We start from the raw sequence: 26,319 nt of genomic DNA, 5'->3' as shown, positions 1-26,319 counted from the left end.
TCACGTGAACGCACGGCGCTCTAGGGCGTTGCGTTTGGCTTCAATTCGAAAGTCAGTTTGTCGATCTTGCCCGTAAAGCGGAAGGGCGTGTCGTAGCGGTGTTCCAGAAGGGCGACGCCGGTGCGCGTGTCGAGACCGACGTCGAAGGTCTCATCCTCGGGGAAAGTGACCGGGATGCCATGATCGATGCTGTTCCTGGCGACCTCCTTGCCGTCCACCGACAGAACGCCGGTGCCCCCGGCGCCAAGTCCCTTTCCATCCGACTTGAAGTCGAAGACGATCCTGTGTTTGCCGGGTTCGAGTTCCGGTCCTTCCCACAGGGTGCGCTTGAGGTCGAGGAGATTGTAGAGGAACACGACCTTCCCACTGCCGACACCGAAGTCGCCCTGGCTGAGGAAGAGGCCGTAACCGCCAAAGCGGCCACCCTCGGTGACGATCATGCCTTGCGCACCGTCGTCGGGTATCTCGACATCGGCCGTAATCGTATAGGACTTGTTCAAGGTGCTCGGCGCAGCGCTGGCCGGCACACCACTCAGTTCGCCGCGGTAGGTGAATTCCGTACGGCCGGCCGTCAGGTTCGGCCGCGGGGCGTTCCAGCGTGCGAGCGTCGAATTGTCGAGCGGCAGCACGTTGTACTTCTTCGCCTCGGCATAGAAGAGGTCCTGCAATTCCTTGAGTTTGTCAGGCATTTTGGCGGCAAGATCGGTGAATTGCGTCGGGTCTTCATCGACGTTGTAGAGTTCCCAGTTGTAGCCGGTGATCACGTCGGGCGGCGTCTTGGTGCTGAGTTCCCACGGCAGCGTCGCGGGCGTCGTCGCGGCGACCCATCCGTCGTGGTAGATCGCGCGGTTTCCCAGCATCTCGAAGTACTGGGTCTTGTGTTCGGTCGGCGCAGCGGCATTCGCCTTGTCCCATGTATAGGCCATGCTGACGCCTTCGACCGGCTCCTGTTTGATGCCGTTGATCGTCTCCGGTTGCGGGATGCCTGTCGCCTCCAGGATCGTCGGCACGATGTCGATGAAGTGGTGAAACTGCGCGCGGACACCGCCAGCGTCGTTGATATGGCCGGGCCACGACATGACCATGCCCTGCGCCGTCCCGCCAAAGTGCGATGGCACCTGCTTGACCCACTTGAACGGTGTCCCCATCGCCCAGGCCCAGCCGGCTGCGAAATGCGGGAATGTCCGCTCCGAACCCCAGAACGGATACCAGAGAAACTGGTCCTTCACCGGAACGTCGACGCCGTTGAATGTGGTGAACTCATTCGGCGTGCCGTTGAGCATGCCCTCGGCGCTCGCGCCGTTGTCGCCGCCGATGTAGATGATCAGGGTGTTGTCGAGCTCGCCGATATCTTCCACCGCCTGGATGACGCGCCCGATCTCGTTGTCGGCATAGGCAAGGTAGGCGGCGTACACATCGGCCTGCCTGATGAACAGTTTCTTCGCCTCCAAACTGAGGGAATCCCATTGCGGCAACCCCTCCGGCCACGGCGTGAGCTTCGCGTTCTCAGGCATGATGCCGAGCCGCTTCTGATTGGCGAAGATCGTCTCGCGCACCTTGTTCCAGCCCTCGTCGAAGAGGTGCATGTCGCTGATCTTCTTGATCCATTCGGGCGTCGGGTGGTGTGGTGCATGGGTGGCACCGGGCACGTAGTAGACGAGCCAGGGCTTGCCCGGGGCGATCTCGCTCAACTGCCTGATGTGCTGGATCGCCTCGTCGGCCATGGCCGTTTCCAGGTTCCACTTGGGATTGCCTTCAAACGGATAGATGGCCGTGGTGTTGCGGAACAGGTTCGGCTGCCACTGGCTCGCATCGCCGCCGACGAAGCCATAGAAATAATCGAAGCCCATGCCCGTCGGCCACTGGTTGAAGGGGCCCGCCTGGCTCGATTGATAGGACGGCGTGTTGTGGTTCTTGCCGAACCACGCGGTGGCGTAGCCATTTTCCTTGAGGATCGTGCCAACAGTGCCTTTCTCGATCGGGATGATCGAATCGTAGCCCGGATATCCGGTCGCGATCTCCCCGACGACCCCGTAGCCAACCGAATGGTGATTGCGCCCGGTGATCAGCGCCGCACGAGACGGCGAGCAGAGCGATGTCGAGTGGAAGTTCGTGAAGCGCAACCCCTCCTTGGCGATGCGGTCCATGGCCGGTGTTGGAATGACCCCGCCAAAGGTGCTGGGCGCACCGAAGCCTTGATCGTCCGTCATGATCAGCAGCACATTGGGCGCGCCTTTCGGCGGCACGACCCGCGGAGCCCACCAGGGCGTCGATTCCGAGGCCTTTTCCTTGATTACACCGCCAAAAGCCGGACTTGGTGACGGAAGCTGCTTACCCGTAATTGTTGTCGTCGCTCCCGGGGCGCCGAGCGTCCCTGAAACCTGCTGTGCCCATGCGGACGTAAAACCAAGCGCGAAGAAGGCTGCACCCGCAAGCATGCTCTGGCCAATGGTCATGGCGAACACCCCTATTGCAGATCGTTGAATCTCCACCGATTTAGGCTAGTCTAATATACGCAAACCAGACCCGAGACGCGAGAAGTTTACGACCGGTGTTCTCCATCCGATCCGTCGCAGACGGTCTGCCCGATGGCTTCCCCGGAACACTTAACCAGTTATCCGGCTCCGAACATCGCATCTGTGAATTCGTTTCCCATATCCTGCGAAGCGTACCCCGCTACCGGGACTCCGCTCGCTGACCTATTTTTCCAAACAACGGCGATGCACCGCATCACCTGCCCCATCGATCAGCAAAGGACAGGACACATGACACTCAAGGATATTCTGCCCGGCAAGCTCGGTTTCGGCGCAGCCCCGCTCGGCAACATGTTCCGCGAAATCCCCGAAAAGGAAGCGCTTGCCACCGTCGAGGCCGCCTGGAACGACGGCATCCGCTATTTCGACAACGCCCCGTTCTACGGCGCCGGCCTTGCCGAGATCCGCATGGGCGAAGCGCTCGGCGGTCGCCCGCGTGACGAATACGTCATCAGCACCAAGGTCGGCCGGGTCATCCTCGACGAGATCGAGGACGTCAGCGCCCGCGACCTTGGGGAAAAGGGCGACGTCTTCCGCTATGGCCGCCCCAACAAGATCGTCAACGACTACTCCCATGACGCCACCCTGCGGTCGATCGAGGACAGCCTCAAGCGCCTGAAGACCGACCGGATCGAGATCGCCTTCGTTCACGACGTTGCCCAGGATTTCTACGGCGACGAATGGCTCGACGTTTTCGAGACGGCGCGCAAGGGCGCCTTCAGGGCGCTCGACCGGCTGCGCGACGAAGGCGTGATCAAGGCCTGGGGGCTCGGCGTCAACCGGGTGGAGCCGATCGAATTGCTGCTCGCGCTCGAGGGTCCGCGTCCCGATGGCTTCCTGCTTGCCGGCCGCTATACCCTGCTTGACCATGATCGCGCACTCCAGCGCGTCATGCCCGAGGTCACCAAGCGCGGCCTCGGCATCGTCGTCGGCGGCCCCTATAGCTCCGGCGCGCTCGTCGGTGGCCCGAACTTCGAGTATGCCCCGGCCACGCCGGCAATTCTCGACAAGGTCGCGCGTATCAAGTCGATCGCCGACCGTCACGGCATCTCGATGAAGGCGGCCGGCCTGCAGTTCTCGCTCGCCAACCCCGCAGTTGCCGCCGTCATCCCCGGCGCCAGCCAGCCGAGCCGCATCGCCGAAGACCGCGCCGCCCTGAACGAAGCCGTGCCGGCCGACTTCTGGCGGGACTTGAGGGCAGCCGGTCTCGTCAACCCGGAGGCGCCGCTACCGATTGCCGGTTAAGCAATTCCAGGAAAAGTGTGAAACGGTTTTCCGCCAGGAATTGCGACATTTGGCCAAGAAATTCCAGGAAAAGCGCGCAGCAATTTTCCGTCCGGAATTGCGAGAAACCGTCCTATCCTCGCCCGTCTTCCAGCGGGCGGGGCAGCCGGTGACACCCCGCCGCGCAGCCGATCAGAACGGATTGACGTAGTTGGTGATCGCGATCTGGCGCAAAAGCACCCGGCGGATCACATGCGCCGCCCTCACCCGGTCGGTGAAGATGGCCGCGTCCCCCGTGGCGCCGGCTGGCAGCCGTGCGGCGAAAGCCTGGTCGTCGAGTTTCACCCGCACGATGAAGGGCGCGGCGGAGACTGCCTCCGGGGTCACCGCCGTGCCGGACACGCGGGCTTGCCCGGAGGCGATCGCCTGCAGCACGCCCTCGACCTCACCGGTATAGGTCTCACCGGGCGCAAACTTGAAGGTCGCCTCCACCATCTGGCCGGGCTCTATGTAGCGCGCATCGATCTGGTTGATCTCGACCCCGATGATCGTCTCGGAGGTGTCGATAAAGGCCATGGCCGGCGACAGCGGCAGCGTCGTCACGCGCGCGCCCTTGCGCAGCGCAAGGTTGGTCACGTAGCCATCGGCAGGCGCCCGCACCGTCGTCTTGCCGAGTTCCCACTCGGCATTGCTGATCTGGGCTCTCAGATTGTCGACGTCCGCCTGGCGTTGCTGCACGTCGAATTCGGTTGCGGCATCGCGCGACTGCAGCTTCGTCATCTGCGCAAGCCGCAGCTCCTGCAGCGAAAGCTGCGCCTGCAACGCGTCTACCTTCGCCTGGTAGGGCACGGGGTCGATGCGGAAGAGCACGTCGCCGGCTTTCAGGGGGCTGTTGGAGGCGACCGGCACCTCCGTGACCTCGCCGGCGACATCGGGCACGATCGCCACCGAATTGCGCACCACCAGCGCCTTGCCCTGCGGCGCGCCCCAGTTCATCGGGATGAACAGACCGACGAGAAGCAGCAGGAACACGATCGCCGGCGAAATCTTCCAGAACAGGTTGAAAGGCACGATCCTGAATTTCACCAGGCAGAAGAGAATCGCCAGATAGACATTGAAGAGAAAGACGATCATGGCTGGCCCGCCTCGCTCGGATGAACCTCGCCCGCAGCGGTCGCCGCCGGATGCGCGCCGCTCGGGCGCGGCACGTCGACATAGGCCCAGACGAGCGCGATCGGCCACAGCGCGAAGCCGAGGAACAGCGTCACCCAGCCCGCGACATTGACCGCCTCGCTCCAGGGATGATTGCGCCTTTTTGCGATCGACCCCGGCAGCATGGCGAGAAAGATCAGCACGGCGACCGTGCTCACCACGAGCACGATCAGCACGATCCAGGCGAAGAGATCGATAAAACTCATGAAGTTGCGCTCCCCTTCACGACGGGGACGCTAGACCCAAAGCCGGGCGCTGCGGAAGTACGTAACGGTTACCGCGCCATACGGCTGCCCCTTTAGAGGGCGCAGGCATGAACCTTGGCCCGCGAACGGCAGCCCGCCTCAGCCGAGTTCGCCGTGATCCAGCGGATAGACCGGCCGCCGCACCCGCTGGAACTTGCGCGCGCCGATATTGGCACTACTGAGGCCCGTGCCGTCGATCTCGACGATCTCGGACGCGATCGGACCGAAGGCGGCGCGGAAATGCTGCTGCGACTTGACGACGACGATCTGATAGTCGGACGGCTCGATGCCGACGGCGCGGAAGAGGTTGCGATCGAGCATCTGCTGACGTTCGCTGCAGATGAGGATGTCGATGCCTTCGACATGAAAGCGCACGCTCGGCCCCATCGTCGCCGGCAGCCCTTGAAACATCGGCCCCTCGAAGACGATCCTGCCGTCCGAAATCGCCTCCACCCTGCCCTTGATCGTGATCGGCCCGCCGCCGACTTCAGGGTCGATCTTGCAGCCGAGCGTAACCTCGCGTGTCGCACCGATGCCGGCAGCGATCAACTCGGCCACGACTTCCGGATCGCAGAGCGCGCCGAAAGCCGCGTTTCGGACGCCGGTATCGAGCAGCCTGGCGAGCACGCAGGTGGAATCGCTGTAGGCACCGCAGCCGGGATTGTCGGAGAAGTCGGCAATGACCAACGGCCCGGCCCCATCTTTCGCAAGATGCGCCGCGACGATGCCGGGCAGCGCGTCGAGCGGCAGCTGCACATCCTGGTGCTCGCGCCGGTCCCAGATCTCGCGGCAGAGACGCTCGGCCTCGGCTTCCGCGTCTTCGGCCGCCACCCGGTTGCGGTCGTAGCAGATGACCGCCGATGGGCCGGTGTTGAAGATATCGGCATCGTAGAAGCCGGCATTGATCGAGGTCGCCAGCATGCCGTCGCGCGCCGCGATCCCGTCGGCAATTTCGAGCAGCTCGGTCATGGCGCAGGCATGGGTCGTGCGCCCGTCGTTGCAGCCGTTCAGCATCGGCGGCTGGCGGATGGCGAGCGCCGGCCGGATTTCGCCGCGCATGGCGCGCTCGAGCAGCGCGCCCGCCTTGTGGGCGCATTCGGCCATGTCCACATGCGGATAGGTGCGGAACGAGACGGCAATATCGAGCAGGCCGGCCATTTCGGGCGCCGAATTGGCGTGCAGGTCGAAGGTCGCGGCGATGGGAAGTTCCGAACCGACGATGCCACGCACCACCTCCAGAAGCTGGATCTGTGCATCGTCAGCCGTTTCCGTGCACATAGCCCCATGGAAGACGATAAACACGCCGTCGAGCCTTTCGCCGTCGAGCGCGCTTTGGAGATCCGCGACGAAGCGCTGCCGCATCGCCTCCTCGATCCTGCCGCCGGGTTCGGCCCGCGCCGCCACGGTATAGACCGGCTGCCAGCCGTACGTGTCGCAACAATCGATGAAGCCGCCGATCTCCGAATTGGTGCCGCGGCAATGGGTTTCTATCTCGGCGCCAACGAAATAGTGGCAGGCCTCGAAGTCCCTGAACCCGGTCTTGAGCTTCGAAAACGTGTTGGTTTCCTGGTTGAATTCGAGAACGGCGACCCGGAAGCTCATCCTATGCACTTTCATTTTGCTGACTGGAAAAATCGAGAAGACGGGCGCCGGGGAAAACGCGAAACCCCGACGCCGCGCCTGTTCTCCTGCCGCGCGATGCGTTGAACGCAGGGCGCGACAGGCGAATTCTGGATGGTTGGAGTTGAACCTTGGATCCGCGGCGGCCCCTCTCGGCACCTTTAGAAGAGACGCCCTCACGCATCTTTCGAGGAGTTGCCCCTCACCCTAACCTTCTCCCCGCAGGCGGGGAGACAGTGGCCGGCAGGCCGGATGAGGGGTAGAGCCACAAACCTCAGCGGAAATACTCGCTCGTGGTCTTCGGCTTCGCCATGATGTCGAAATCGAAATACTGCTTGCGGATCTTGTCGTAGGTGCCGTTTTCCATGATCGTCTTGAGGCCGGCATTGAGTTTGGAGAGCAGCGCCTCGTCGCCCTTGCGTACCGCCATGGCGTTGCCCTCGGCCGTGTCGAGCACGAAGCTCTCGCCGACAAAGGCGCAGCAGCCGCTTTCTTCCTTGGCCAGCCACTCGGTAAAGGCCATCTGCCCTTCGAGGATCAGGTCCAGCCGGCCGTTTTCCATGTCGAGAAACACTTCGCTCATCGTCGGATAGAGCTTCACTTCGCTATCGGGAAAAAACTCCTGCAGCGCCTCGACCGCGACCGAGCCGGACTGCGTGCCGATCACCTTGCCCTTCAGCGCCTCGGGCGAGATGTCCTTGAGGCCGAGATCCTTGCGGGCGACGAAGCGCATGGCGTTGAAATAGTAAGGGGTTGTGAAGTCGACCTGCGTCTTGCGATCCGGATTGATCGCCATCGAGGCGATCATCACGTCGAACTTCTTGGCCTGCAGGGCCGGGATGATGCCCGCCCACTCATTGGTGCTCCAGACACAGTCTACCTTGATTTCGGCGCAGACCGCCTGGCCGATATCGTAGTCGAAGCCTTTGATTTCGCCGGCTGCGGTCACATAGTTGAATGGCGCGTAATCGCCCTCGGTGCCGATCGCCAGCGTCTCGGCATTGGCGGTGCCGGCCGCAAACAGCGCGGCGATGACCGATGCGGTCATGAACTTCTTTTTCATCTCGTTCCCTCTGTCCTTCCTGTCGGCCACCCACGAAGTTCCGGTCGCAAGCGTGACCATTGGCCTGACCAAAGGAGCAACTTGCTTGAAACTATCTGGATTTTCGGCCGATTTCAGTTTTCGTTTTGCTTTATTATGCTTCGACAATGCGGGAGGTCTCCAGCCTTCGCAATGTGAAAGAAATCATTCCAGCTATCGAAAAAATTCATGTAGGCTGCAACCGATCCAGACCCGGAGCAACGGATGCGTGACCTGCCGAGCCTCAAATCCTTGCGCGCCTTCGAGGCGGCCGCGCGCAACGGCAGCCTGACGGCCGCCGCCGACGAGCTCTGCATCGGCCAGGGTGCGATCAGCCACCAGATCCGGAATCTGGAACTCAATCTCGGCCTTCGGGTCTTCGTCAGAAAACAGCACGGTGTCGAACTGACGCCGGAGGGCGGGCTGCTCTACGCCTCCTGCCAGCGCGCCTTCGACGATCTCGAAGGCGTGGTCCAGCACATCCGCCCACGCACGAGCGACAAGATCCTGCGCGTCCGGGTCGGCCCGTTCTTTTCGATGAAAGTGATCGCGCCGCGCATCTCCGAGTTTCTCGCCGCCAATCCCGGCGTGCAGATCCACCTCTCCCACCTCGAAACGATCACCGCCGGCACCGGCCCGGCCGACGTCACCATCGCCTATTGCCTGCAGCCGCCACCCGGACGCTTCACCCGCAAGCTCTTGCGCGAGCGCCTGGTTCCCGTCTGCGGCCGCGACCTCTGGCAGGGCGACAGGCAGGCACTGCTTTCCGGCAACCGGCTGCACTATCGCGGCCTTCAGGAGTGGCAAAGCTGGATCGCCTCCTCCGGCCTCGCCCTTCCGCGCAGCCGCCAGGACCTGATCTTCGACGACCAGCACATCATTCTCGAAGCGGTGAGAGAAGGCCAGGGCGTGGCGTTGATCGACCGCACCATGGTCGAACACGAACTCAAATCCGGTCAGATTCGCCTGGCCCACGACCATTTCTACGAGCCGCCCGAAACCTACCAGTTCGTCTGCCAGGAAGACCTCCTGCGCACCAAGCCGGTAACAAAGGCCTTTCTCAACTGGCTGATCGCCGAGATCGAGGAGCGCGAGCGGCAGAGCGCAGAGGCAGTGCAAACATCTGGCACAAGCTAGCCGTCGGCGGCCGGCGAGCGTCCCTCCTCCCCACCCAACACAAGAACCGGCCGCCGCACGCCCGTCGCGCACGGCGGTCGCACCCTTAGACGGCAGCTCCTTGCACAGCCCCGGCGAGCGGATCGAGCATGGCCGTTACATCATCGGGGAGGATGATGGACGCCGCCGCGACGTTCTCCTCAAGGCGGCTGCGCCTGCGTGTTCCGGGGATTGGCACCACCTTCGCATTCAACTTGCGGCCCTGCATGTGCAGCCAGGCTAGTGCCAGCTGGGCCGAGGTAATGCCGAGGCCACGCGCGGCTTCCTCGACCTTTGCCACCACCTGCATGTTCGCCTGGTGGTGCTGCGATGCAAAGCGCGGGAAATTCCTGCGTGCATCTCCCTCCGTCAGGGATTGGGCAAAGGCCTGGCCGGTCAGCATGCCACGTCCGAGCGGAGAGTAAGGCACGAGCGTCACGCCGAGTTCGAATGCAGCGGGAACGACATCTTCCTCGATCTCACGCGTGAAAACAGACCATTCCGACTGCAGCGCTGCAATCGGATGGATGGCATGCGCGGCCCGCAGCTCCGCCGCGGTCACCGCCGAGAGGCCGAGCCAACGGACCTTTCCGGCCGCGACCAAATCGGCCATCGCGCCAATGGATTCTTCGAGTGGTACGGCATCAGTGCGGCGATGCATGTAATACAGGTCGATGACATCGACACCCAGGCGCTTCAGCGAGCGGTCAGCGGCAGCACGAAGGAACTCGGGCCGGTTGTCTATGCTCCAGTCCTCTGGGCTTTGCGGCGTGCGCGCATAGCCGAACTTGGTGGCGATCAGGACCGCTTCACGATGCGTCCTGACGAAGGACGCAAGAAAGGCCTCGTTGGCGCCGATACCGTACATGTCCGCCGTGTCGAACAGGGTGACGCCGAGTTCGAGCGCCCGTTCCAGAGTGGCGCGAGATTCGGCCTCGTCCGTCGTGCCGTAGAACTCGCTCATGCCCATGCAGCCGAGGCCCTGGGCTCCGATCGGCGGGCCATCCGAGCCGAGTTGGACGCGGTGTAGAATCTTTTCCTTGCTTGTCATCATGGGTCTCCAATTCCAGACAAGCAGCTCTTATAAGTATTGACCATACTCTATGGTCAAGGGTTTGCTGCATGCTGATTTCGGAATTTGCGAAGGCCACGGAACTGCCGGTCGATACGATCCGCTTTTACATTTCCAAGGGGCTGCTGAAGCCGGAGCGCAGCGCCAAGGGCGGCTCTAATCCCTATCAGCTGTTCAGCCAGGAAGACGTTACCGCCGCGCGGATGATCCGGCTGCAACAGACGCTGGGTTACTCGCTGCGGGAGATTCAGGCCCTCAATGACGCCTATCGCGCCGGCGAAAATTCGCCCGCACGAACGGTCGAGATCCTGCAAACGCAGATCGCGCGACTAGAAGAGCGGAAGGCCGCGCTGGACGCGGCTCTCTCGTTCCTGCGCGGCAAGGTGGACTGGATCAAGGCAGGCAAGCCGGACACGGCGCCGCAACTGGAGGACTACCGGTGCTGACGGTCCGAAGCTCGTCCAGCCCCTGCTCCCGCGAGATGACAGGAACATAGCCCAGCGCCAGCTTTGCCTTGCCGATATCAAGCGAGATCTCGACGGCCGACGTCGCATAGGCCTGTGATGTCAGCGGAACGCTGATCCTCCCCCTGGAGAGGGCAGCGAGCACATCGCCGCCCCAGGCAACGGCTCTGACGACGGCGCGGGGAACGGATTTTTCCGGCGGGACGATCCCTTGCGTTTCCAGAAGCTGCGAGACGAACGTCCTGAACGGCACGGCATCGCCATCGGTGATGAAATAGACCTCCCCGCCCCGCCCGTTTGCAAGCGCAAGCGCCACGGCCTGGCACAGGTTGGCGATATGCGTGGTCGAGGTCAGGTAGGTGCCTCCCGCGATCCAAGCGAGCTTGCCGGAGCGGGCAGCCTCGACCAGTGCCGGCAACGCCGTGGTATCGTCACGCCCCCAGACGAAGCGCGGCCGAAGGGCAACGACCGGGAAAGCCGGACTGCTGGCCGCAAGGGCTACACGCTCGGCCGCCGCCTTGCTGCGCGAATAGCTGCCGGCCGGGCGGCGCGGAAACGGCGCCGTCTCGTCCACCTGCACCAGCGGGTGCCCATCGGCAAGCACGGATTCGGTGCTGATATGGATCGCCTTGCGGATACCGGCGGCGCGGGCCGCCTCCATGACGATCCGTGTGCCATCCTCGTTCACCCGGCGCTGCTGCGGCGTGCCTGGTCCATGATCGGTATCGGCCGCCGCATGGACAAGCGCGTCGCAGCCCGCCATTCCCGCGGCGATGTCTGGACTGAGCAGGTCGCCCATAAAGGCCGTCGCACCGAGTTGGCGGACGCGGTCGGCCGCCTTCTGGCTGCGCGCCAGAGCGACAACAGAAACGCCCGTCGTGACGAAATGGCGGATGAGGTTGCGGCCGACATAGCCGCTGCCACCGGTGATGAAGATGCGCCGGAACGGGGCGCGTTCGCCCGTGGCCACGGCGGATGTGGCATCGCATGCTTGGTTCATTTCACTGCACCTATGAGGTTTGGACGCTTAGCGCTCGTCCGGAAGATCGGCTGCCTGCGGGGTTGCAGTCACGAGCCAGTTGATTTCGCGCAGCACCTCGTCGCGGTCCGCACGCGCAAAATGGTGAAAGTCGAGATATTCGAGGAACTTGAGACCCTCGAGCGCGAGATAGGCAAGCAACGCCCCGCGCGGCGACTGGGAGTTCTGAAGAATTCTCGCGATCGTCGTATCCTGGCTTGCCTGCATCTTCCGGCGCAAACCGGCATCGAGCGTAAGCGCCGCGCTGAGGTTCAGTGCCACCGCCCGGAATTCCTCGGGCGGCGGTTCGGCCGCAGCAACGATGCGCCCCCTGACCGCTCGATCCTGAATGTCTCCGATCTTCTGCTCGACCTGCGCATGGTGTGCGTTGTCGCGCTCAAACGCCCGGTCGACGACGGCCTCGATCAGCGCCTGCTTGGACTTATAGTCATAAAGCACACTCGCCTTGCTGACGCCGGCTTCCCTGGCGACGGCATCGACAGTCAGGTTGGCAGCGCCATCACGACCGACGACCCGTTCGGCGGCATCCAGCACCTGCTGTTGATCAATTGCGCGTTTCCGGCCCATGGCTCCATCCGATTTATTTCCGACCAGATGGTTATAAATAATTTATCGGCGCCTTTGTCAAGCGCGTCGGATCCCTCAGAAAGCTGGATCGCCTCCTCCGGCCCCACCCCATGCGCGCAGCGCCACGACCTGATCTTCGATGACCAGCACACCATTCTGAAGTAGTGAAAACGCAGCCGAACCCAGGACCGATCAGCGGTTGCTCGCGGACTACCGCGCCGATCCGCCTTTACACGAAGTTGAGAGAGCGTGATGTCGGAGACTGCATCCGCAGAACGGCGATGCCGGGTTACGGCCTTGAAAACAACCTCACGGAAGGCGACCCGCGCACTTGACCTTGCCCGTCGGCGGTCCGGGCAATCGGCGAGACCTATCGATACGACAAATACGCTCCGTGATTGCGCGGCAATGAATTCGCCACCGAAGAGACGTTGATGCGCGACTAAAATTGCTCGGCGCGGTCATGGTGTATCGCGCCAAGCCGCTGCTCTCATAGACGATCACCCCGCCTGCTGCGTCCCATGCGCGTGGATTACCGCATCCGCCTCCTTGCCGTAGAGCTCCTCGAAATGGTCGAAGCTCTTGGAGAAGTAACCGATGCCTTGCGTCGCGGCCCTTAGTGTCCGGGCGAGATCGTCGAGCGCCGATCCCGGCACCAGGGCGCGAAAGATGTCCCAGCCCTTGGCCGTCTCGTCACGGTCGAAGCCGAGCACCTGGCCCTTGTAGGTGGAGACGATCGGCACCAGGCTGCCGGAATAGATCGAGGGGATGTGGATCTCGACGCGGATGACCGGCTGCATCAGAACGGCCGAGGCCTGCGACAGCGCCTGGCGCACGCCCATCTTGGCGGCCGCGCGGAAGGCGAAGTCGTTGCTGTCGACCGCATGGTGCTGACCGTCCGTCAGGGTCACGCCGACATCGATCACCTGAAAGCCGAGCGGCCCCTTCTCCATCGCTTCGCGCGCGCCGGCCTCGATCGCCGGGATGAAGTTGCGCGGCACCGCCCCGCCCTTCACTGTCTCGGCGAAAGAGAAGCCGGCGCCGCGCTCGTTCGGGTGCACGCTGAGCTTGACGTCGGCGAACTGCCCGGCACCGCCCGTCTGCTTGCGGTGGCGGTAGTGCACGTCGGAGGGTTTCAGCACGGTCTCGCGATAGGTCGGGCTCGGCGGCCTGTCGGTGACGCCGACATGGAAGACGTCGGCGAGCGTCTTGCAGAGGTCGCGCAGGTGCATCGGTCCCTGCACGCAGACGAGCTGCGCGCCGCTGCCTTCTTCCTGCATGACCGCGAGTGCGCGGTCGGTCTCGGCGAGCTTGGCAAGCGTGCCCGAGAGCTTGGTCTCGTCGCGCTCGCTGTCGGGCACCAATATGCGCACCAGCATCGGCGTCGGCGGCAGCGTCCAGTCCGGCGCCTCGGCGGTGCTGCTGGCGGCGAGCAGCGCCGGCACTGGCAGATGGTCGGCCTTGACAGCGGCAAAGATCGCGCCCGCCTCCGGCGTGGCATTCGGCAGCGGCTTGCCGGTCGCCGGGTCCTGCAGCGAGCCGAGGCTGCCGCCGCCGAGTGTCGCGCCCTGCTTGATACCGGATGTCAGCGCCCTGACCAGCACGGTCTTGCCGACATTCGCCTTGTGATAGGCGTGGAAGCTGACGGCCGAAAGCGCCGTCTCGGCGATCGGTCCGGCCTCAGCCAGTCTCTTTCGAAGCGCGTCGACCTGAGGCGCCTCGTGGCGCAGCGCCTTCATCAGCCGCAGAATGCCGTTGGCGTGGCTTGCAGCGCCCACCAGCACCGGGATGATGCGGTTTTCCTTCAAGAGCCGCGTGGAGATCGCATAGATCGTGTCGTTGGCCGGCGCCCGGTCCTCGATCAGCTCTTCGAGCAGCCAGTCGTCGAATTCCGAGAAATGCTCGAGTAGCTCGGCCCGCGCCTCCTTTTCCCGATCCATCACCGTGTCGGGGATTTCGATCAGCGCCGAGGTCTGTCCCTCGCGGTAGCGCCAGGCGCGCTCGGAGATCAGGTCGCAGGTGCCGACGATCTTGTCGCCTTCGCGGATCGGCACCTGGCGCAGGAGCAGCATGTGGCCGGAATAGTCCTGAAGCGCGGCGATCACGTCGCGCAGCCGCCCCTGCGGCTCGTCCATGCGGTTGATGAAGAGAATGCAGGGCGTGCCCGACGCCTCGATCGCCTTCAGATAGGGCGCGGCCAGCACCGCCTCCTCCGGCACCGGCGAAACGCAGAGCACGCAGGCGTCGCTGGCGATCAGCGCGTGCTGGGCGTGGCCCAGCGCCTCGGTGCCGCCGGGTGCGTCGAGCGCGCACCAGGCTTCGCCGCCAAATTCGAATTCCGTGAGGTTCAATCCGTAGGGTGAAGCAGCTTTTCTGGAGGCCCCCTCCAGACCGGCCAGCTTGTCTGCCAGCATGGTCTTTCCGGTCTGCGAGGGCCCAAGTACCGTGAAGCAGCGCATCGGCAATCCTCCCCTGTCGCGATGACGACGGGCGCCGAGCGTTGCGACGCCCTTGTTCTATTAATTCTAGGGCAGCTTTTGCGCTTTCAATGGTAGCCGGGCACGATGGCGGCAAGTCTTTACGCGTGCGCGTCCTTTTCCGGCGCTAACCGCTTGGAATCGATCAGCATGGCGTCCCCAAAAAAAGCGGCGCTTATCCGGCGCGGCTGCCGCCGTTCTGCGCCACGGGCCCCGATCTTTTGGCCATGAACCCCGAAAACCGATTGCGAAACAGGACCGGTTTTGCGATAAACGGGCACGTAAAGACCTGACGACCGATCCGCAAGCGTCCCTTCCGCACTGGAGAATACGCGCATGTCCCTTACGCTTTACCAGCATCCACTCGCTTCCTTCTGCCACAAGGTGCTCATCGCGCTTTACGAAAACGAGACCCCGTTCAAAAGCAGCCTGGTCGACCTGCTCGACCCGGAAGAAGCGGCCCGCTTCGCGGCGCTGTGGCCGGTCGGCAAGATGCCGGTCTTGACGGACAGCGCTCGCGACGTGGTGATGCCGGAGACGTCGATCATCATCGAATATCTCGACCGCCATTATCCGGGACGCCAGCGGCTGATCCCCGATGACCCCGATATGGCTCTGAAAGCCCGGCTCTGGGATCGCTTCTTCGACAACTACATCCACGTGCCGATGCAGAAGATCGTCACTGACACGCTGCGGGGCCCGGGCGAAAACGACCACCGCGGCGTTGCCGACGCCCGCGCCGCGCTTGGCTTGGCCTATGGCATGGCCGACGCGCACTTCGCCACGCATGAATTTGCCGCGGGCGATACGTTCAGCCTTGCCGATTGCGCCGCCACCCCGGCTCTCTTTTATGGCGGCATCGTCGAGCCCTTCGATGAGACCCATCCGCATCTTGCGGTCTATTTCGAACGGCTGCTCGAACGCGCGTCCGTCCGCCGGGTGCTCGCCGAGGCCCGTCCGTATTTCCATATGTTCCCCTACCGGAACCTGATGCCGGAGCGGTTCTTCGAGATGTAGAGAATGTCGCGCAAAAGGGCGCAGCGGGTTGCGATAGACAACTCAATCTGAAAATCGCGATGTGCTTCAGGCGCCGCCGGCGTCAATTGTCGGCGCGATGCCGCGTTGAACCACCCTGCTGCTCCAACCACATGGCGTTTTCGAACAGCACCCGCTCGTCGGCAATGCCCCTGCGGAACTGGCCCGTGATGTGGCGGGCCAGCCGGTCGGCACGTTTGCCGTAGCGCGGGATGTCGCACCAGATGCAGACCCGGTCGAAGGTGCGTTGCAGCATATCAAGATCGTCGGGGCCGATCGGGCCGTCCGGTTCGCGTGCAAACTCCTGCATTGAAACCTCCTGGCTGCCAAGGGCCGGCGCGCCGCTATCCGCGTACGCCGCCAACCGCGGGTCGAAACCAATTGTGCCTTTCAGGGCGGACGCTCTTACGAATGCCCGCCGGCTGCGGCGGAAGTGACGCGTGGCACTTGCTTCCGCTCAATCGCCGTTGCACGGACACCCGATCTCGGCGAAGGCCTGGTCGATCCGGTCCATTGCGTGCAGGAGAAGCGCCTGTGGCCTGGCCGTCCGAGACATTCCGCGACCGCCCGTATCGGGACGAAAACGCGAACGATCTTACAGCCGCCGGAGCCGCATCCTGCCCAGCGAAGGCGGCAGTATGCGCCGATCGGGAGATAAAGCAACGTCGCCGCACGCGAACCCTGCCGCGATCGGTCGTTTCCGGACGAAGGTCACGCGTCATCCATGCCTCCGCCGGCCGAAACGGCGCCGGCGGGGCATGCGAGGCTTGGCTCAAGCCTACTTCACCTGGGCCGGCGGCGTGCCGATCGGGAAGGCGATGGTGACGAAACCGGCCGTGCCTTCTGGCCGGTTCTTGGCGCCAAATTCCTGGAAGACCTTGAGCGTCAGCGATACCGGCGTCTCGGCCATCTTGAAATTGTAGCCCATGGTGCCGCCGATCGCGGCAATACGGCCCTTGAACGGGCCGAGCCTTGCGCCGGCGCCACTGTCGCCGGTCACCTGCTGGTAGAAGTAGCCTGCAACGCCGGCGGAGAACTCCTGGCCGAAGTGCTTGGTAACGGCCCATTCCGCGTGGAATTCCGTACCTGTGCGGTAGTCCGTCGCCGGGTTCTCGCCGTTGAAGGTGAAGCCCGCGGCGCCCGAGATGTCGAAGCCCGTTTCCGGATTGAACCAAGTGCCGGCGAGCGTGAAGTCGCCAGCCCAGCGGTTGAACGAGAGATTGGCGAGCTGCCCCTTCTGGTAGTCGCCGATCGGCACGTTGACCGAGGCGTTCGCCGTCCAGTGGAAATCGCCCTCGTGCCAGCCGAGAACCGCGCCCAACACGGGGTCGCCGATAGTGAAGATAGAATCGCTGACCGAGGCCGAGCGACCGGCCCTTGGCGCCGAAAGCGTAGCGTCGATATCCGGCCCCCCGAAGGGCACGATCGCGGTGAAGCCGAGATTGCCGCCGAGCACTTCTTCGGGCATCACCCAGAGGCCGGTGCCGAAGATGCCGATCAGCGTCGCATCGACCTCGCCGACGATCTCGCCACCGAGCGGAAGCTGCTTGTTGCCCTTGAGCTCGCCCACATAGAAGTAGGTGTCGTTCTGGAAATAGGTCCCGGGCGGCGCCAAAAGGCCGGCCATCGGGCCACGTGCGCCGAGCAGATAGAAGCCGGCACCGTTTTCGGCCGCATTCGCCGTCAAGGGCGCCGCAACGCAACACAGGCCCGCAACGGTTGCCGATGCGGACAACAGACGCTTTACAACGCTCATCGAGTGATTCCCCTTAATCTCTCGACGAAACGATAACATTTTGCCGTGTTCAAGCCAGCCCTAAGAAACCGGAGCTGCAACCACCGCAACATCCGATTGCAGAGTGTTGCAGGCCTGCACACTGGGCCCGCGCCGCGGACGCGGCCTCTTTGAGCGCCACTTGACCGCCGCTGTCGCCTTCGGCTTTCATCCGGTGAAGCTTGCGTTCCCGTTCCCCACCAGCAAAGGACCAGAGACCATGGAATACCGGCTGCTCGGCCGTTCCGGCCTGAAAATCTCTGTCATCACCATGGGCACAATGACGATCGGCGGCCGCGGCAAGTTCGCCGAGGTCGGCAATGTCGGGCTGAAGGAGGCGCGCCGCTATGTCGACCTCTGCCTCGATGCCGGCGTCAACCTGATCGACACGGCCGACATCTATTCGACCGGCCATTGCGAGGAGATCATCGGCGAGGTCCTCGGCGGCCAGCGCAAAGGCGGTGTGCTCGTCGCCACCAAGGCGCGCTTTTCGATGGGGCCGGGGCCGAACGACGGCGGGCTCTCGCGCCAGCACCTGATTGCCGCTTGCGAGGCGAGCCTGAAGCGGCTGAACACCGACGTCATAGATCTCTACCAGGTGCATGAATGGGACGGCCTAACACCGCTCGAAGAAACGATGGAGGCGCTCGACAGCCTCGTTCGCAGCGGCAAGGTCCGCTATATCGGCTGCTCCAACTATTCCGGCTGGCACATCATGAAGGCGCTCGGCGTCAGCGCGCTTGGAGGCCGCCAGCGCTTCATCAGCCAGCAAATCCACTACACGCTCGAGGCCCGCGAGGCTGAATACGAGCTGATGCCGATCGCCATCGACCAGGGGCTCGGCGTGCTCGTCTGGAGCCCGCTTGCCGGCGGACTTCTCTCCGGCAAGCACCGGCGAAACGAGACACCGGAAGGCACCCGCCAGCTTGCCGGCTGGAAGGAGCCGCCGATCCGCGACGAGGAGCGGCTCTGGAAGATCGTCGACATGCTCGTTGCCATCGCCGCCGAGCGCGGCGTGTCGCCGGCGCAAGTTGCGCTCGCCTGGCTGATCGGTCGCAGGGGCGTAACTTCCGTCATCATCGGCGGGCGGACCGAGGCGCAGTTCTCAGACAACCTCGCCGCCGCAAATCTGAAGCTCTCCGACGAGGAGCGCGAACTGCTCGACGCCGTCAGCCTACCGCCGGTGATCTACCCCTACTGGCACCAGCTCTGGACCGCCAGGGACAGGCTCGGCGAGGCCGACCTGTCGTTGCTCGGGCCGCATGTCTGACGCACGTGGGAACGGACCTGCGACCCGGGCCGAGTGTCCGGGCCGTCAGGATGAAACCAAGGCGTGTCCCTTGCGCGTTACGATAAGCTGAAAGCGCCCTATTTCGCAGCGAAGCAATAGAACAGCCCCGCGCCGCCGGTGCCCTTGAAGGCCTCGACGGTGCAGCCGCCCCGCGTCGCGTGCGAAGAGTTCCAGGATTTGGCCTCGGCGGAATCGTTCAATCCGGTGCGGTCGCTGTGGCCGACGATCGCCGCGCCGTCGGCGCCGCCCATCGTCCAGTTGCCGCAGGTGTCCGGTGCCGCCGTGCCATCGGCTTTCGAGCCCGTCAGAATGTCGTGGCGGTTGGGCGTATCGCCGCGCCCGTTGATCACCTCGCCCTTTTCATTGAGCGCCGTCTGCTTCGTCAGGTTGTTCTTGTCGCTGTGGAGCGATGCGACGTCATCGGCGATCTTCTCGCCCTTGGCGTTGTACCAGGGGCCTGCGCCGATCCGGTCCTTGGCGTTCTCAGCGTCGGTGGAAAGATAGGCCTTCCAGCTCTTGCCCGTCGCCCCCGCTGCCTTGGCGAGCGTATCGCAATAGGCGTCCGCCCCCGTGAGGCCGCCCAGATCGCCGCCCTTTCCGGGGTTCACGCTGGTGACGAAGAAACTCATGCTGGTGTCCTGCGCATAGGCCGCGCCGGAACAGGCCAAGGCGAATGCGATTGCTGCTAATGCGCGCTTCATGGCTTTCTCTCCCATCAACTGTGCCGAAAAGCCTATCGGCCGCCGCCAACCGAGTAAAATCGAATTGCCGTGATGGAGACCGCGCCATCTCAACGGGTGGCGACGCAACGCGCGGCGACCTCTGCGCCACGTCAGGTGAAGGGCGATCCAAGCGGCAAGAGCCCCGACCGGGGTGAGGATGGCCCCTTTGCAGCAAAAGCGCTGCCCCTCACCCCCTGCCGGGACCTTCTCCCCGTCACGACGGCGAGAAGGAGACGTGGTCACCCGCTCCCCCCACAGAAACCTGGCCTACCTTAGGTTTGTGAGATCAGCCGCCGAGTGACGGTGCCCCCGTCGTCCATGTCCCCTCTCCCCGCGTGGCGGGCAGAGCGTTAGGGTGAGGGGCAGAGCCGGGCGCGTTCGCTCGGCAGTGCAAACAGGCATCAGCCGGCTAACCCTTGACTTTCCGCCCAACATCGCCATTTCATATCATATGATACACTCAGTCACCGCATAGGAGACATTCATGGCCCTCGCGCAACCGGCTTTCGCACCCGCCCGGCAGGAAGAAGCTGTGATCGTAAAGGCGGTGGTGAAAGCCTGCGACCTCTGGAACCTCACCAATAGGGAGGCGGCCCAGCTCTTCGACGTGCCGATCGCCACCTGGAACCGCATGAAGGCCGGCGACTTCAAGGGCAGGCTCGACCAGGACAAGCGCATGCGCGCGAGCCTGATCGTCGGCATCTTCAAGGGCCTGCGGCTGTTCTTCAACGGGCCGCTTACCTATCAATGGCCGAAGGCGGTCAACACCGGCCCGCTGTTTTCCGGCCGCTCGCCGGTCGACCTGATGATCGAGGGCGGCATTCCCGTGATGATGAAGGTCAGGCGCTATCTCGACGGGTTGCGCGGCGGCCTATGATCGCGCTGCCGGAAATCGACTTCAACGAGCCGGCAACCGTCCGGCTGATCTCGACCGCCTATATCGGCGAGCCCGCGGTCAAGCCGCTCGCCGACGATGACGACGAGATCGAGATCCTCAACCGGCTGGAGGCGATGACCTCGGCGCGGCTGAGCCCGCTCGCTCTGCCCATCGGCGTCGATCCTGCCGAACTCCTGAACGAGACCTTCGGCTACGGCTGGTCGCTGATCAATGCCGCCTTCTGCCATGCCCGGCCTCCAGGCAACCGCTTCAACGGCGAGGAGCGCGGCGCCTGGTACTGTGCCTTCGGCCCGCGGGCACTCCAGACCTGCCAGGCGGAAATCGTCTATCACCGCACCCGGGCGCTTCGCGAGGCCGGCAGCTTTCACGACATCGGTCGCTACCGCGAACTGATCGCCGGCTTCACCTGCCGCTTCCATGACGTGCGCGGCGAAGTGGACGCCGCCTATCTCTCCCCCGACACCGCCGTCGCCTACCCCGCCGGCCAGGCGCTCGCCGCCACCATTCTTGCAGAAGGCGGCAACGGCCTGATCTATCCGTCGGCCCGTGATCCCGAGGGCACGTGCCTCGCCGTGTTCCGCCCCTCGGTCATCCAGAACGTCCGCCAGGGCCACACCATCACCTTTGAATGGACGGGCAAAGCAGAGCCACGCATCATCGAAGAAACCTGAGCGGCTGGCGCGAAGGCGTTTCTTTCTTGCCATCGCAATGTTGCGGTAATGCGCCCGTTGGAGAAGGGCTCGCTTTCCGGATTTCGGCGCCTCGAGCGGCCCGGCCGGTACGGCAGAAACTGAAAACGTATAAATCAGATTGTTATTGACGCTTTGCCAGGCTGGACGCGTGTCCCCGTCCCTCCGGTTCCTTGCCCCCAACTCCCTCGCCCGCTGATCGGGAAAGGGAACGGCAGCGGCCCGGCTCCGCCTACCCTTCGGTTCCCCTGCCCGCCCCGCAGAGGGAACCGCTCGCGCCCAGGCGCAGGATGTGGACGCCGAGAGCGCTGCAAGGTCCCTTCTCCCCGCTCGCCCCGCGGGGAGAAGGTGACCGCAGACGGGATTAGACAGAGACTGCCTCCCAGGCCACAGCGTCGACCACGAGGACCGAATGACGATTACACTCCTGCCCGTCGATACCGTCGATGCCGATGTCATCCGAAGGCTCGACGTTCACGAAAACCAGATGGATTTCATCGCCAGCAACGACGAATCTCTCGAAGAACTCGGCGAACGCCCCGAATGCGTCGGTTTTGCCGTGATGGCCGAAGGCGCGCCGGTGGGTTTCGCCATGTATGCGCTCGACCCCGATGACGGCAACCACTGGATCTACCGGCTGATGATCGATGCCCGCCACCAGGGCAAGGGCTATGGCGCCATGGCGCTCGCAGCCCTCCTGGACCACATGGCCAAGATCCCTGAATGCGGCGACATCTATCTCGGCGTCTACCCGGAAAACACCCGCGCCCACGCCCTCTACCACCGCTTCGGTTTCCGCGAGACCGGCATGGTCCTCGGCGAGGAAAAGGTCATGCGGCTCGACCGCAACTAGACGGTGGCGCGATCCGACCAAACAACCTTCCTCCGTCCAGGCGGGGGAAGGTCCATGAATTCGTTCCGGGTGCTACCATGACACCACCGTCAAGAACCCGGAGCAAGCCGCCGTGCCGCTGACCAGCCAGATTTCAGTCTATGATCCGCGATGGCCCGATCTGTTTCTCTCCGAGCAGCAGCGCATCCGCAGCGTATTCGCAAATGCGCTCGTCACGATCCACCATGTCGGCAGCACCGCCGTCCCCGGTCTCGCCGCGAAGCCGGAAATCGACCTTCTGGTCGAGGTGTCCGAGCATCGCGACGTGGGCGATGTGACGGAGCGGATGAAATCGCTTGGATATGTTCGCGGCACGGACCTTTCGCAGGACCACCACTTCTATCGGCGCGACGTCAATGGCGTTCGAACCCACAAGGTCCATGTGTGCCCGTCAGGACATTGGCAGATTGCAAGAATGCTGCGGTTTCGCGATCTTCTGCGGCAGGATCCGGACCTCAGCGCCCGCTATCAGGCGCTGAAGCTGCACCTCGAAGCCACGAACCAGCATGGCATCGGCGAGTACCTCGCCTCGAAGGCTCCCTTCATCGACGCTGTCTTGGCGCACAAGCGCGAGCGAGATTGATATCCGGCCCCGATTGCGGACATCCCGCCATCGGGGCACTATGCCGCCTCGGTACAAAAGCGGGAGCGGCTCATGCTTGACGGCTCATGTCACTGCGGCAATGCGAAGTGGACGCTCAAAGGCGACCCCGGCCCGATCACCGCCTGCAACTGCACGCTCTGCCACCGCTACGGCACGCTCTGGGCCTATGACTACGAAGGCGAGCGCATCGCAGTCAGCGGCGAACTCACCGCCTATACCCGCGCCGACGAGAAGGACCCGACGCTCGAAATCCTCTTCTGCCCGACCTGCGCCGGCGTCGTCGCCTGGCGCAGCCTCAACCTCGACGCACGAGGCCGCCGGCGCATCGCCGTCAATGTCAGACTGGCCGCGCTGGACCGGGTCGCAAACCTTCCCATCGACCATTTCGATGGCTTCGATACCTTCGAGGACCTGGCACCGGATGGCCGCTGCGTGCGCGATCTGTGGGCGTGACCAGTGAACACAAGCATCGGTTGAGGCGAACTGATACTCAATATCCGGGGATGAGGGTATACGAAGCATGGCGAGGCGCTGCTTTTCCGGATGACTTATTCCGGTGTGCTGCGTAGCCTGGAGAGCATGGGCTTGGGGAATTGGACAGATACGGAAAATGACGCGATCGTCGCGGCCTATTTTTCCATGCTTCGCGACGAACTTTCTGGTCAATCCTACAACAAGGCCTTGCACAACCGGGTTCTGCAAGAAGCGCTCGGAAGAAGTCGCGGCTCGATAGAATTCAAACATTGCAACATTTCGGCTGCTGCGAGAGGGTTTGGTCTTCCCACCCTCAGCGGTTACCAGCCGCGGTTCAATTTTCAGATGTCCTTGGCCGAGGCAATATCCCGTTGGTTAGCGCAGCATCCGCAATGGGACAGTGTCCTTGGTTCCGGTCCGACATTCGGCATGGCCGAGCCACTGGCGCTCTTCATCGGTGTCCCGCCCACTCTCCACAATGCCCCACCCCCCGACGAATTGACACAGATGCAGACGGTCGCACGGCGTTTCGATGTGGCCGGGCGGGACGAACGCAACCGTGCACTCGGCCGCGCTGGAGAAGAGCGCGTACTCCAGCACGAACGCGCGCAGCTACTCCAGAGCGGTCGTCAGGATCTGGCCCGCCAGATTCGGTGGGTGGCGCAGGAAGATGGCGATGGCGCGGGCTATGACATAGCAAGCTTCACGCCGGATGGGCGCGTGCGTTTGATCGAGGTAAAGACCACCAACGGCTGGGAACGAACGCCATTCCATATTTCGCGCAACGAACTTGAGGTGGCCCAGACGCGACGCGAGGAGTGGTGCCTCCTCCGTCTCTATGATTTCTCACGCCATCCACAGGCCTTCGAACTGCGACCGCCTCTTGACGCTCATGTCTCGCTCATCGCGACCAGCTATCAGGCAAGTTTCCACTGAGTAAGCTGAAGCGGTTCACCTCGACACTAGGGAAATCAGCAAACGCTTCACGTCGATCAATGTGTCGCGAGCACCCTCGCCTCGACCGGCTGGTCGATGCCTTTCAGGACCAGCAGCCGCGTGCCGGCGCCCGCCGTCAGCGTTGCCGCCTGAGCGGCCGTCTCCGGGGAAAGCAGAATCTCCCCCGCCTCGGCCTGGGATTCGAGCCTCGAGGCCAGGTTGACCGTGCCGCCGATCGCGGTGAAATCGCTGCGGAATGTCGAAAACTCGCCGATCTCGACCTCGCCCGAATGAATGCCGACGCCCACGCCGAGCGGCCGTTCGCCGAGGTCGTCGAGGTCGAGGCGGCCGAGTGCATCGGCGCAGAGACGCTGGATATCGCGTGCTGCCATGATCGCCGCTTGCGCATGGTCTTTCCGGATGATCGGAAAGTTGAAGATCGCCATCAGCCCGTCGCCCATCTGCTTGTTGACGATGCCGTCATGCGCCCAGATCGCCTGGGCGCAGCGATCCTGGAACAGGCTGACGATCTGGCTCAAGCGCACCCGCTCGATCCGCTCCGAAAGATGCGTGAATCCGCGGATGTCGGCAAACAGGATTGTGGCGCTTGCCGCAACGTGACTCTGCTTCTTCACGTAACGGAAGGAGCGCTCGCAGATCGTACAGATGTTCGGGTTCATCTTGCTGCGGGTAATACCGAAGGCGCGGAACGGCAGCGCCAAGGGCCCGCGGATCGGGATCGGCACATGCATCTGGTCCCAGCATCCCCGGCAGATGCGGGCGTCATGGCTGGCGGCAGGCTGAATGGAAGAGGCGTCTGTCATGGTGCGCATCTGCTCCGGCTCGCATGACCCGATGGCGTCAGCGAAGCTTCGGACATTTGCAGCACTTTAGCAACGGCTGGATCGACGCCGGGGGAACGTTCCGTGCCGCCCGGCCGTCACGCGGCAAACAGGTTCTCCGCCATGAAATCGACGAAGGCACGCACCTTTGGCGAAAGATAGCGATTGGTCGGCCAAAGCACGCGGAACGTGCCGGTTTCGCGAAGGTAATCTTCCAGCAGCGAGACCAGCTTGCCTTCCGCCAGTTCAGGCGACACGGCAAAGGGCGGCAGGCAGGTGATGCCGAAGGAGCGCTCCGCAAGAAAGATCAAGGGGTCAAGCGTACTCGCCACCGTGGTCACAGGCAGGTCCAGCTTCACCTCACGCCCGTCACGAACGAGTGGCCAGGGTTCAAGGCGGCCGGAATTGGCGTAGCGGTGATGAAGGCAGCGGTGCCCAAGCAGGTCCTCCGGCACCTCCGGCCGCCCATGAGCCGCGAGATATTCCGGCGAAGCGACGATCCGGTGCCGGAACGTCCCGAGCTTGCGGCTCATCAGGCGTGTATCCTTCACGTCGCCGGTGCGGATGACCGCATCGAAGCCCTCCTCGATCACATCGACCAGCCGATCGGTGAAATCGAGATCAAGATTGATCAGCGGATAGGCGCGCATGAAGTCCGATATGGTCGGCATCAGCAGCATGCCGGCGAGCGGCAGGCTGACGCGCAATTGCCCGCGCGGCGTCGCATGCGAGCGTGACAGTTGCGCCTGGGCCGTTTCGAATTCGGACTGGATGCGGCGGCAGGTGTCGAGAAAGAAGCTGCCGTCGTCGGTCAACGCCATGCTTCTCGTCGACCGGTTGAAGAGGCGCGCGCCCATCTCGTCTTCGAGCCGCGCGATCGCCTTGCCGACGGCCGAACCTGAAAGCCCTAGGCGATGCCCGGCGGCCACGAAGCTGCCCGCCTCTGCCACCTGAATGAAAATGCTGAGCGTTCCGAGCTTGTCCATCGCGCGTCGATTACGGAATTATTTTCCGAAGTGATGAGAATACGCGCTCGTTTATCCGCTATTTCTCTCCCGATATCCAGATGCCGTCGCGGTCGATACGCCGCGGCGTTTAAATGGAGAGAAGCATGACAACGATTCCTACCCCCACTTTCTCGGCGTCCCCCGTTCCGACGACCTTCGTCGTCAACGTCATCCACGCCCATCCCGGCAAGCAGGAAGAAGCCTTCGCCGTCATCCAGGACGTCGTGCACTACGTTGCCGAACGGAAGGAAGGTTTTCTGTGGAGCACCCTGTCGAAGAGCACGGACGGCGAGACCGTCGTCAATGTCGAGGCGATCCAGGGCACCGGAAATGTCGATGAGTTCTTCTCCGATCCGGTGTTCGCGGAGAAGTTCCGCAAGCTGGACGAAGTCTCCCGCAGCGAGTTTCACATCTATACGGTCGGCGATCTCGTGCTGCCGAAGCGCTGAGCCGCAGCCTGATCGC

26 protein-coding genes are annotated in these 26,319 nt (G+C 63.4%); 12 read left to right on the top strand and 14 right to left on the bottom strand.

Annotated features, from left to right (window positions below; translation table 11 throughout):
- Positions 1-20 precede the first annotated feature (20 nt).
- The gene (locus ASD01_RS02130) at positions 21-2,456 is read right to left on the bottom strand and encodes an arylsulfatase (protein WP_156623606.1); all 2,436 of its coding nucleotides are present in this window, start codon (positions 2,454-2,456) and stop codon (positions 21-23) included.
- Positions 2,457-2,765: 309 nt separating this feature from the next.
- On the opposite strand from ASD01_RS02130, the gene ASD01_RS02125 reads away from it, so the two are divergent.
- Positions 2,766-3,779, top strand: a complete 1,014-nt coding sequence (locus ASD01_RS02125) for an aldo/keto reductase (protein ID WP_034793226.1) — start codon at positions 2,766-2,768, stop codon at positions 3,777-3,779.
- A 171-nt stretch (positions 3,780-3,950) separates the two neighbouring features.
- Here the strand turns inward: ASD01_RS02125 and ASD01_RS02120 are convergent, their stop codons facing one another.
- The 4 genes from ASD01_RS02120 to ASD01_RS02105 form a co-directional block, all read right to left on the bottom strand.
- The gene (locus ASD01_RS02120) at positions 3,951-4,892 is read right to left on the bottom strand and encodes an HlyD family secretion protein (protein ID WP_034793224.1); all 942 of its coding nucleotides are present in this window, start codon (positions 4,890-4,892) and stop codon (positions 3,951-3,953) included.
- Positions 4,889-5,176, bottom strand: coding sequence for a DUF3302 domain-containing protein (locus tag ASD01_RS02115; protein WP_051659270.1), 288 nt, complete (start codon positions 5,174-5,176; stop codon positions 4,889-4,891). The genes ASD01_RS02120 and ASD01_RS02115 overlap by 4 nt, the downstream gene beginning before the upstream one ends.
- A gap of 138 nt (positions 5,177-5,314) precedes the next feature.
- Positions 5,315-6,817: a M81 family metallopeptidase gene (locus ASD01_RS02110; protein WP_034793222.1), complete on the bottom strand. Its 1,503-nt coding sequence runs from the start codon at positions 6,815-6,817 to the stop codon at positions 5,315-5,317.
- A gap of 292 nt (positions 6,818-7,109) precedes the next feature.
- Entirely contained in the window at positions 7,110-7,898 is a 789-nt protein-coding gene (locus ASD01_RS02105) for a transporter substrate-binding domain-containing protein (protein ID WP_034793219.1), read from the bottom strand.
- A 243-nt stretch (positions 7,899-8,141) separates the two neighbouring features.
- Here ASD01_RS02105 and ASD01_RS02100 point away from each other — a divergent pair, with 243 nt between their 5' ends.
- The gene (locus ASD01_RS02100; RefSeq protein ID WP_051659269.1) at positions 8,142-9,053 is read left to right on the top strand and encodes a LysR substrate-binding domain-containing protein; all 912 of its coding nucleotides are present in this window, start codon (positions 8,142-8,144) and stop codon (positions 9,051-9,053) included.
- A gap of 85 nt (positions 9,054-9,138) precedes the next feature.
- Here ASD01_RS02100 and ASD01_RS02095 read toward each other — a convergent pair whose 3' ends face one another.
- Positions 9,139-10,122 carry an aldo/keto reductase gene (locus ASD01_RS02095; protein WP_034793732.1) on the bottom strand — a complete coding sequence of 328 codons (984 nt, stop codon included), beginning with the start codon at positions 10,120-10,122 and terminating at the stop codon, positions 9,139-9,141.
- A 71-nt stretch (positions 10,123-10,193) separates the two neighbouring features.
- On the opposite strand from ASD01_RS02095, the gene ASD01_RS02090 reads away from it, so the two are divergent.
- Positions 10,194-10,589 carry a MerR family transcriptional regulator gene (locus ASD01_RS02090; RefSeq protein WP_060528767.1) on the top strand — a complete coding sequence of 132 codons (396 nt, stop codon included), beginning with the start codon at positions 10,194-10,196 and terminating at the stop codon, positions 10,587-10,589.
- Here ASD01_RS02090 and ASD01_RS02085 read toward each other — a convergent pair.
- From ASD01_RS02085 to ASD01_RS02075, 3 genes are all read right to left on the bottom strand, one after another.
- Positions 10,537-11,607 (bottom strand): NAD-dependent epimerase/dehydratase family protein, encoded by a 1,071-nt coding sequence (locus ASD01_RS02085; RefSeq protein WP_051659268.1) that lies wholly within the window; start codon positions 11,605-11,607, stop codon positions 10,537-10,539. The two genes, ASD01_RS02090 and ASD01_RS02085, sit on opposite strands and share 53 nt — an antisense overlap.
- 27 nt (positions 11,608-11,634) lie before the next feature.
- Entirely contained in the window at positions 11,635-12,213 is a 579-nt protein-coding gene (locus ASD01_RS02080; RefSeq protein WP_034793213.1) for a TetR/AcrR family transcriptional regulator, read from the bottom strand.
- Positions 12,214-12,713: 500 nt separating this feature from the next.
- The gene (locus ASD01_RS02075; RefSeq protein WP_034793211.1) at positions 12,714-14,672 is read right to left on the bottom strand and encodes an elongation factor G; all 1,959 of its coding nucleotides are present in this window, start codon (positions 14,670-14,672) and stop codon (positions 12,714-12,716) included.
- 354 nt (positions 14,673-15,026) lie between these two features.
- On the opposite strand from ASD01_RS02075, the gene ASD01_RS02070 reads away from it, so the two are divergent.
- Entirely contained in the window at positions 15,027-15,707 is a 681-nt protein-coding gene (locus ASD01_RS02070; protein WP_034793207.1) for a glutathione S-transferase family protein, read from the top strand.
- 82 nt (positions 15,708-15,789) lie between these two features.
- On the opposite strand, the gene ASD01_RS02065 is transcribed toward ASD01_RS02070, so the two are convergent.
- Both ASD01_RS02065 and ASD01_RS02060 read right to left on the bottom strand, forming a co-directional pair.
- Positions 15,790-16,035 carry a hypothetical protein gene (locus ASD01_RS02065; protein WP_034793196.1) on the bottom strand — a complete coding sequence of 82 codons (246 nt, stop codon included), beginning with the start codon at positions 16,033-16,035 and terminating at the stop codon, positions 15,790-15,792.
- Positions 16,036-16,503: 468 nt separating this feature from the next.
- On the bottom strand, positions 16,504-17,481 hold the full coding sequence (locus ASD01_RS02060; protein WP_034793194.1) for a SphA family protein: 978 nt from the start codon (positions 17,479-17,481) through the stop codon (positions 16,504-16,506).
- 238 nt (positions 17,482-17,719) lie between these two features.
- Between ASD01_RS02060 and ASD01_RS02055 the strand changes: the two genes are divergently transcribed.
- Complete coding sequence (locus ASD01_RS02055) at positions 17,720-18,769, top strand: aldo/keto reductase (RefSeq protein WP_034793721.1); 1,050 nt, start codon at positions 17,720-17,722, stop codon at positions 18,767-18,769.
- 98 nt (positions 18,770-18,867) lie between these two features.
- Here ASD01_RS02055 and ASD01_RS02050 read toward each other — a convergent pair whose 3' ends face one another.
- Positions 18,868-19,491, bottom strand: coding sequence for a hypothetical protein (locus ASD01_RS02050; RefSeq protein ID WP_034793192.1), 624 nt, complete (start codon positions 19,489-19,491; stop codon positions 18,868-18,870).
- 505 nt (positions 19,492-19,996) lie between these two features.
- Here ASD01_RS02050 and ASD01_RS36425 point away from each other — a divergent pair.
- The 6 genes from ASD01_RS36425 (at position 19,997) to ASD01_RS02020 (ending at position 24,005) form a co-directional block, all read left to right on the top strand.
- Positions 19,997-20,389 carry an antitoxin Xre-like helix-turn-helix domain-containing protein gene (locus ASD01_RS36425; RefSeq protein WP_034793180.1) on the top strand — a complete coding sequence of 131 codons (393 nt, stop codon included), beginning with the start codon at positions 19,997-19,999 and terminating at the stop codon, positions 20,387-20,389.
- The gene (locus tag ASD01_RS02040) at positions 20,386-21,081 is read left to right on the top strand and encodes an RES family NAD+ phosphorylase (protein WP_051659267.1); all 696 of its coding nucleotides are present in this window, start codon (positions 20,386-20,388) and stop codon (positions 21,079-21,081) included. Before ASD01_RS36425 ends, ASD01_RS02040 begins: the two co-directional genes overlap by 4 nt.
- Before the next feature lie 430 nt (positions 21,082-21,511).
- The gene (locus tag ASD01_RS02035) at positions 21,512-21,952 is read left to right on the top strand and encodes a GNAT family N-acetyltransferase (RefSeq protein WP_060528766.1); all 441 of its coding nucleotides are present in this window, start codon (positions 21,512-21,514) and stop codon (positions 21,950-21,952) included.
- Positions 21,953-22,064: 112 nt separating this feature from the next.
- Positions 22,065-22,574 carry a GrpB family protein gene (locus ASD01_RS02030; protein WP_034793174.1) on the top strand — a complete coding sequence of 170 codons (510 nt, stop codon included), beginning with the start codon at positions 22,065-22,067 and terminating at the stop codon, positions 22,572-22,574.
- A 72-nt stretch (positions 22,575-22,646) separates the two neighbouring features.
- The gene (locus ASD01_RS02025) at positions 22,647-23,048 is read left to right on the top strand and encodes a GFA family protein (RefSeq protein WP_034793170.1); all 402 of its coding nucleotides are present in this window, start codon (positions 22,647-22,649) and stop codon (positions 23,046-23,048) included.
- Positions 23,049-23,138: 90 nt separating this feature from the next.
- Entirely contained in the window at positions 23,139-24,005 is an 867-nt protein-coding gene (locus ASD01_RS02020; RefSeq protein ID WP_234798748.1) for a protein NO VEIN domain-containing protein, read from the top strand.
- A 56-nt stretch (positions 24,006-24,061) separates the two neighbouring features.
- On the opposite strand, the gene ASD01_RS02015 is transcribed toward ASD01_RS02020, so the two are convergent.
- A complete protein-coding gene (locus tag ASD01_RS02015; protein ID WP_034793718.1) occupies positions 24,062-24,829 on the bottom strand; it encodes an adenylate/guanylate cyclase domain-containing protein in 768 nt (255 codons plus the stop codon).
- A 116-nt stretch (positions 24,830-24,945) separates the two neighbouring features.
- On the bottom strand, positions 24,946-25,833 hold the full coding sequence (locus ASD01_RS02010; protein ID WP_034793162.1) for a LysR family transcriptional regulator: 888 nt from the start codon (positions 25,831-25,833) through the stop codon (positions 24,946-24,948).
- Positions 25,834-25,958: 125 nt separating this feature from the next.
- Between ASD01_RS02010 and ASD01_RS02005 the strand changes: the two genes are divergently transcribed.
- Entirely contained in the window at positions 25,959-26,303 is a 345-nt protein-coding gene (locus ASD01_RS02005) for an antibiotic biosynthesis monooxygenase (RefSeq protein WP_034793159.1), read from the top strand.
- Positions 26,304-26,319: the final 16 nt, after the last annotated feature.

Source organism: Ensifer sp. Root423, from assembly GCF_001426275.1.
Taxonomy (GTDB): Bacteria; Pseudomonadota; Alphaproteobacteria; order Rhizobiales; family Rhizobiaceae; genus Ensifer; species Ensifer adhaerens.
Note: the sequence above shows the minus strand (reverse complement) of the source record. Positions and strands in the feature narration are given on the sequence as shown.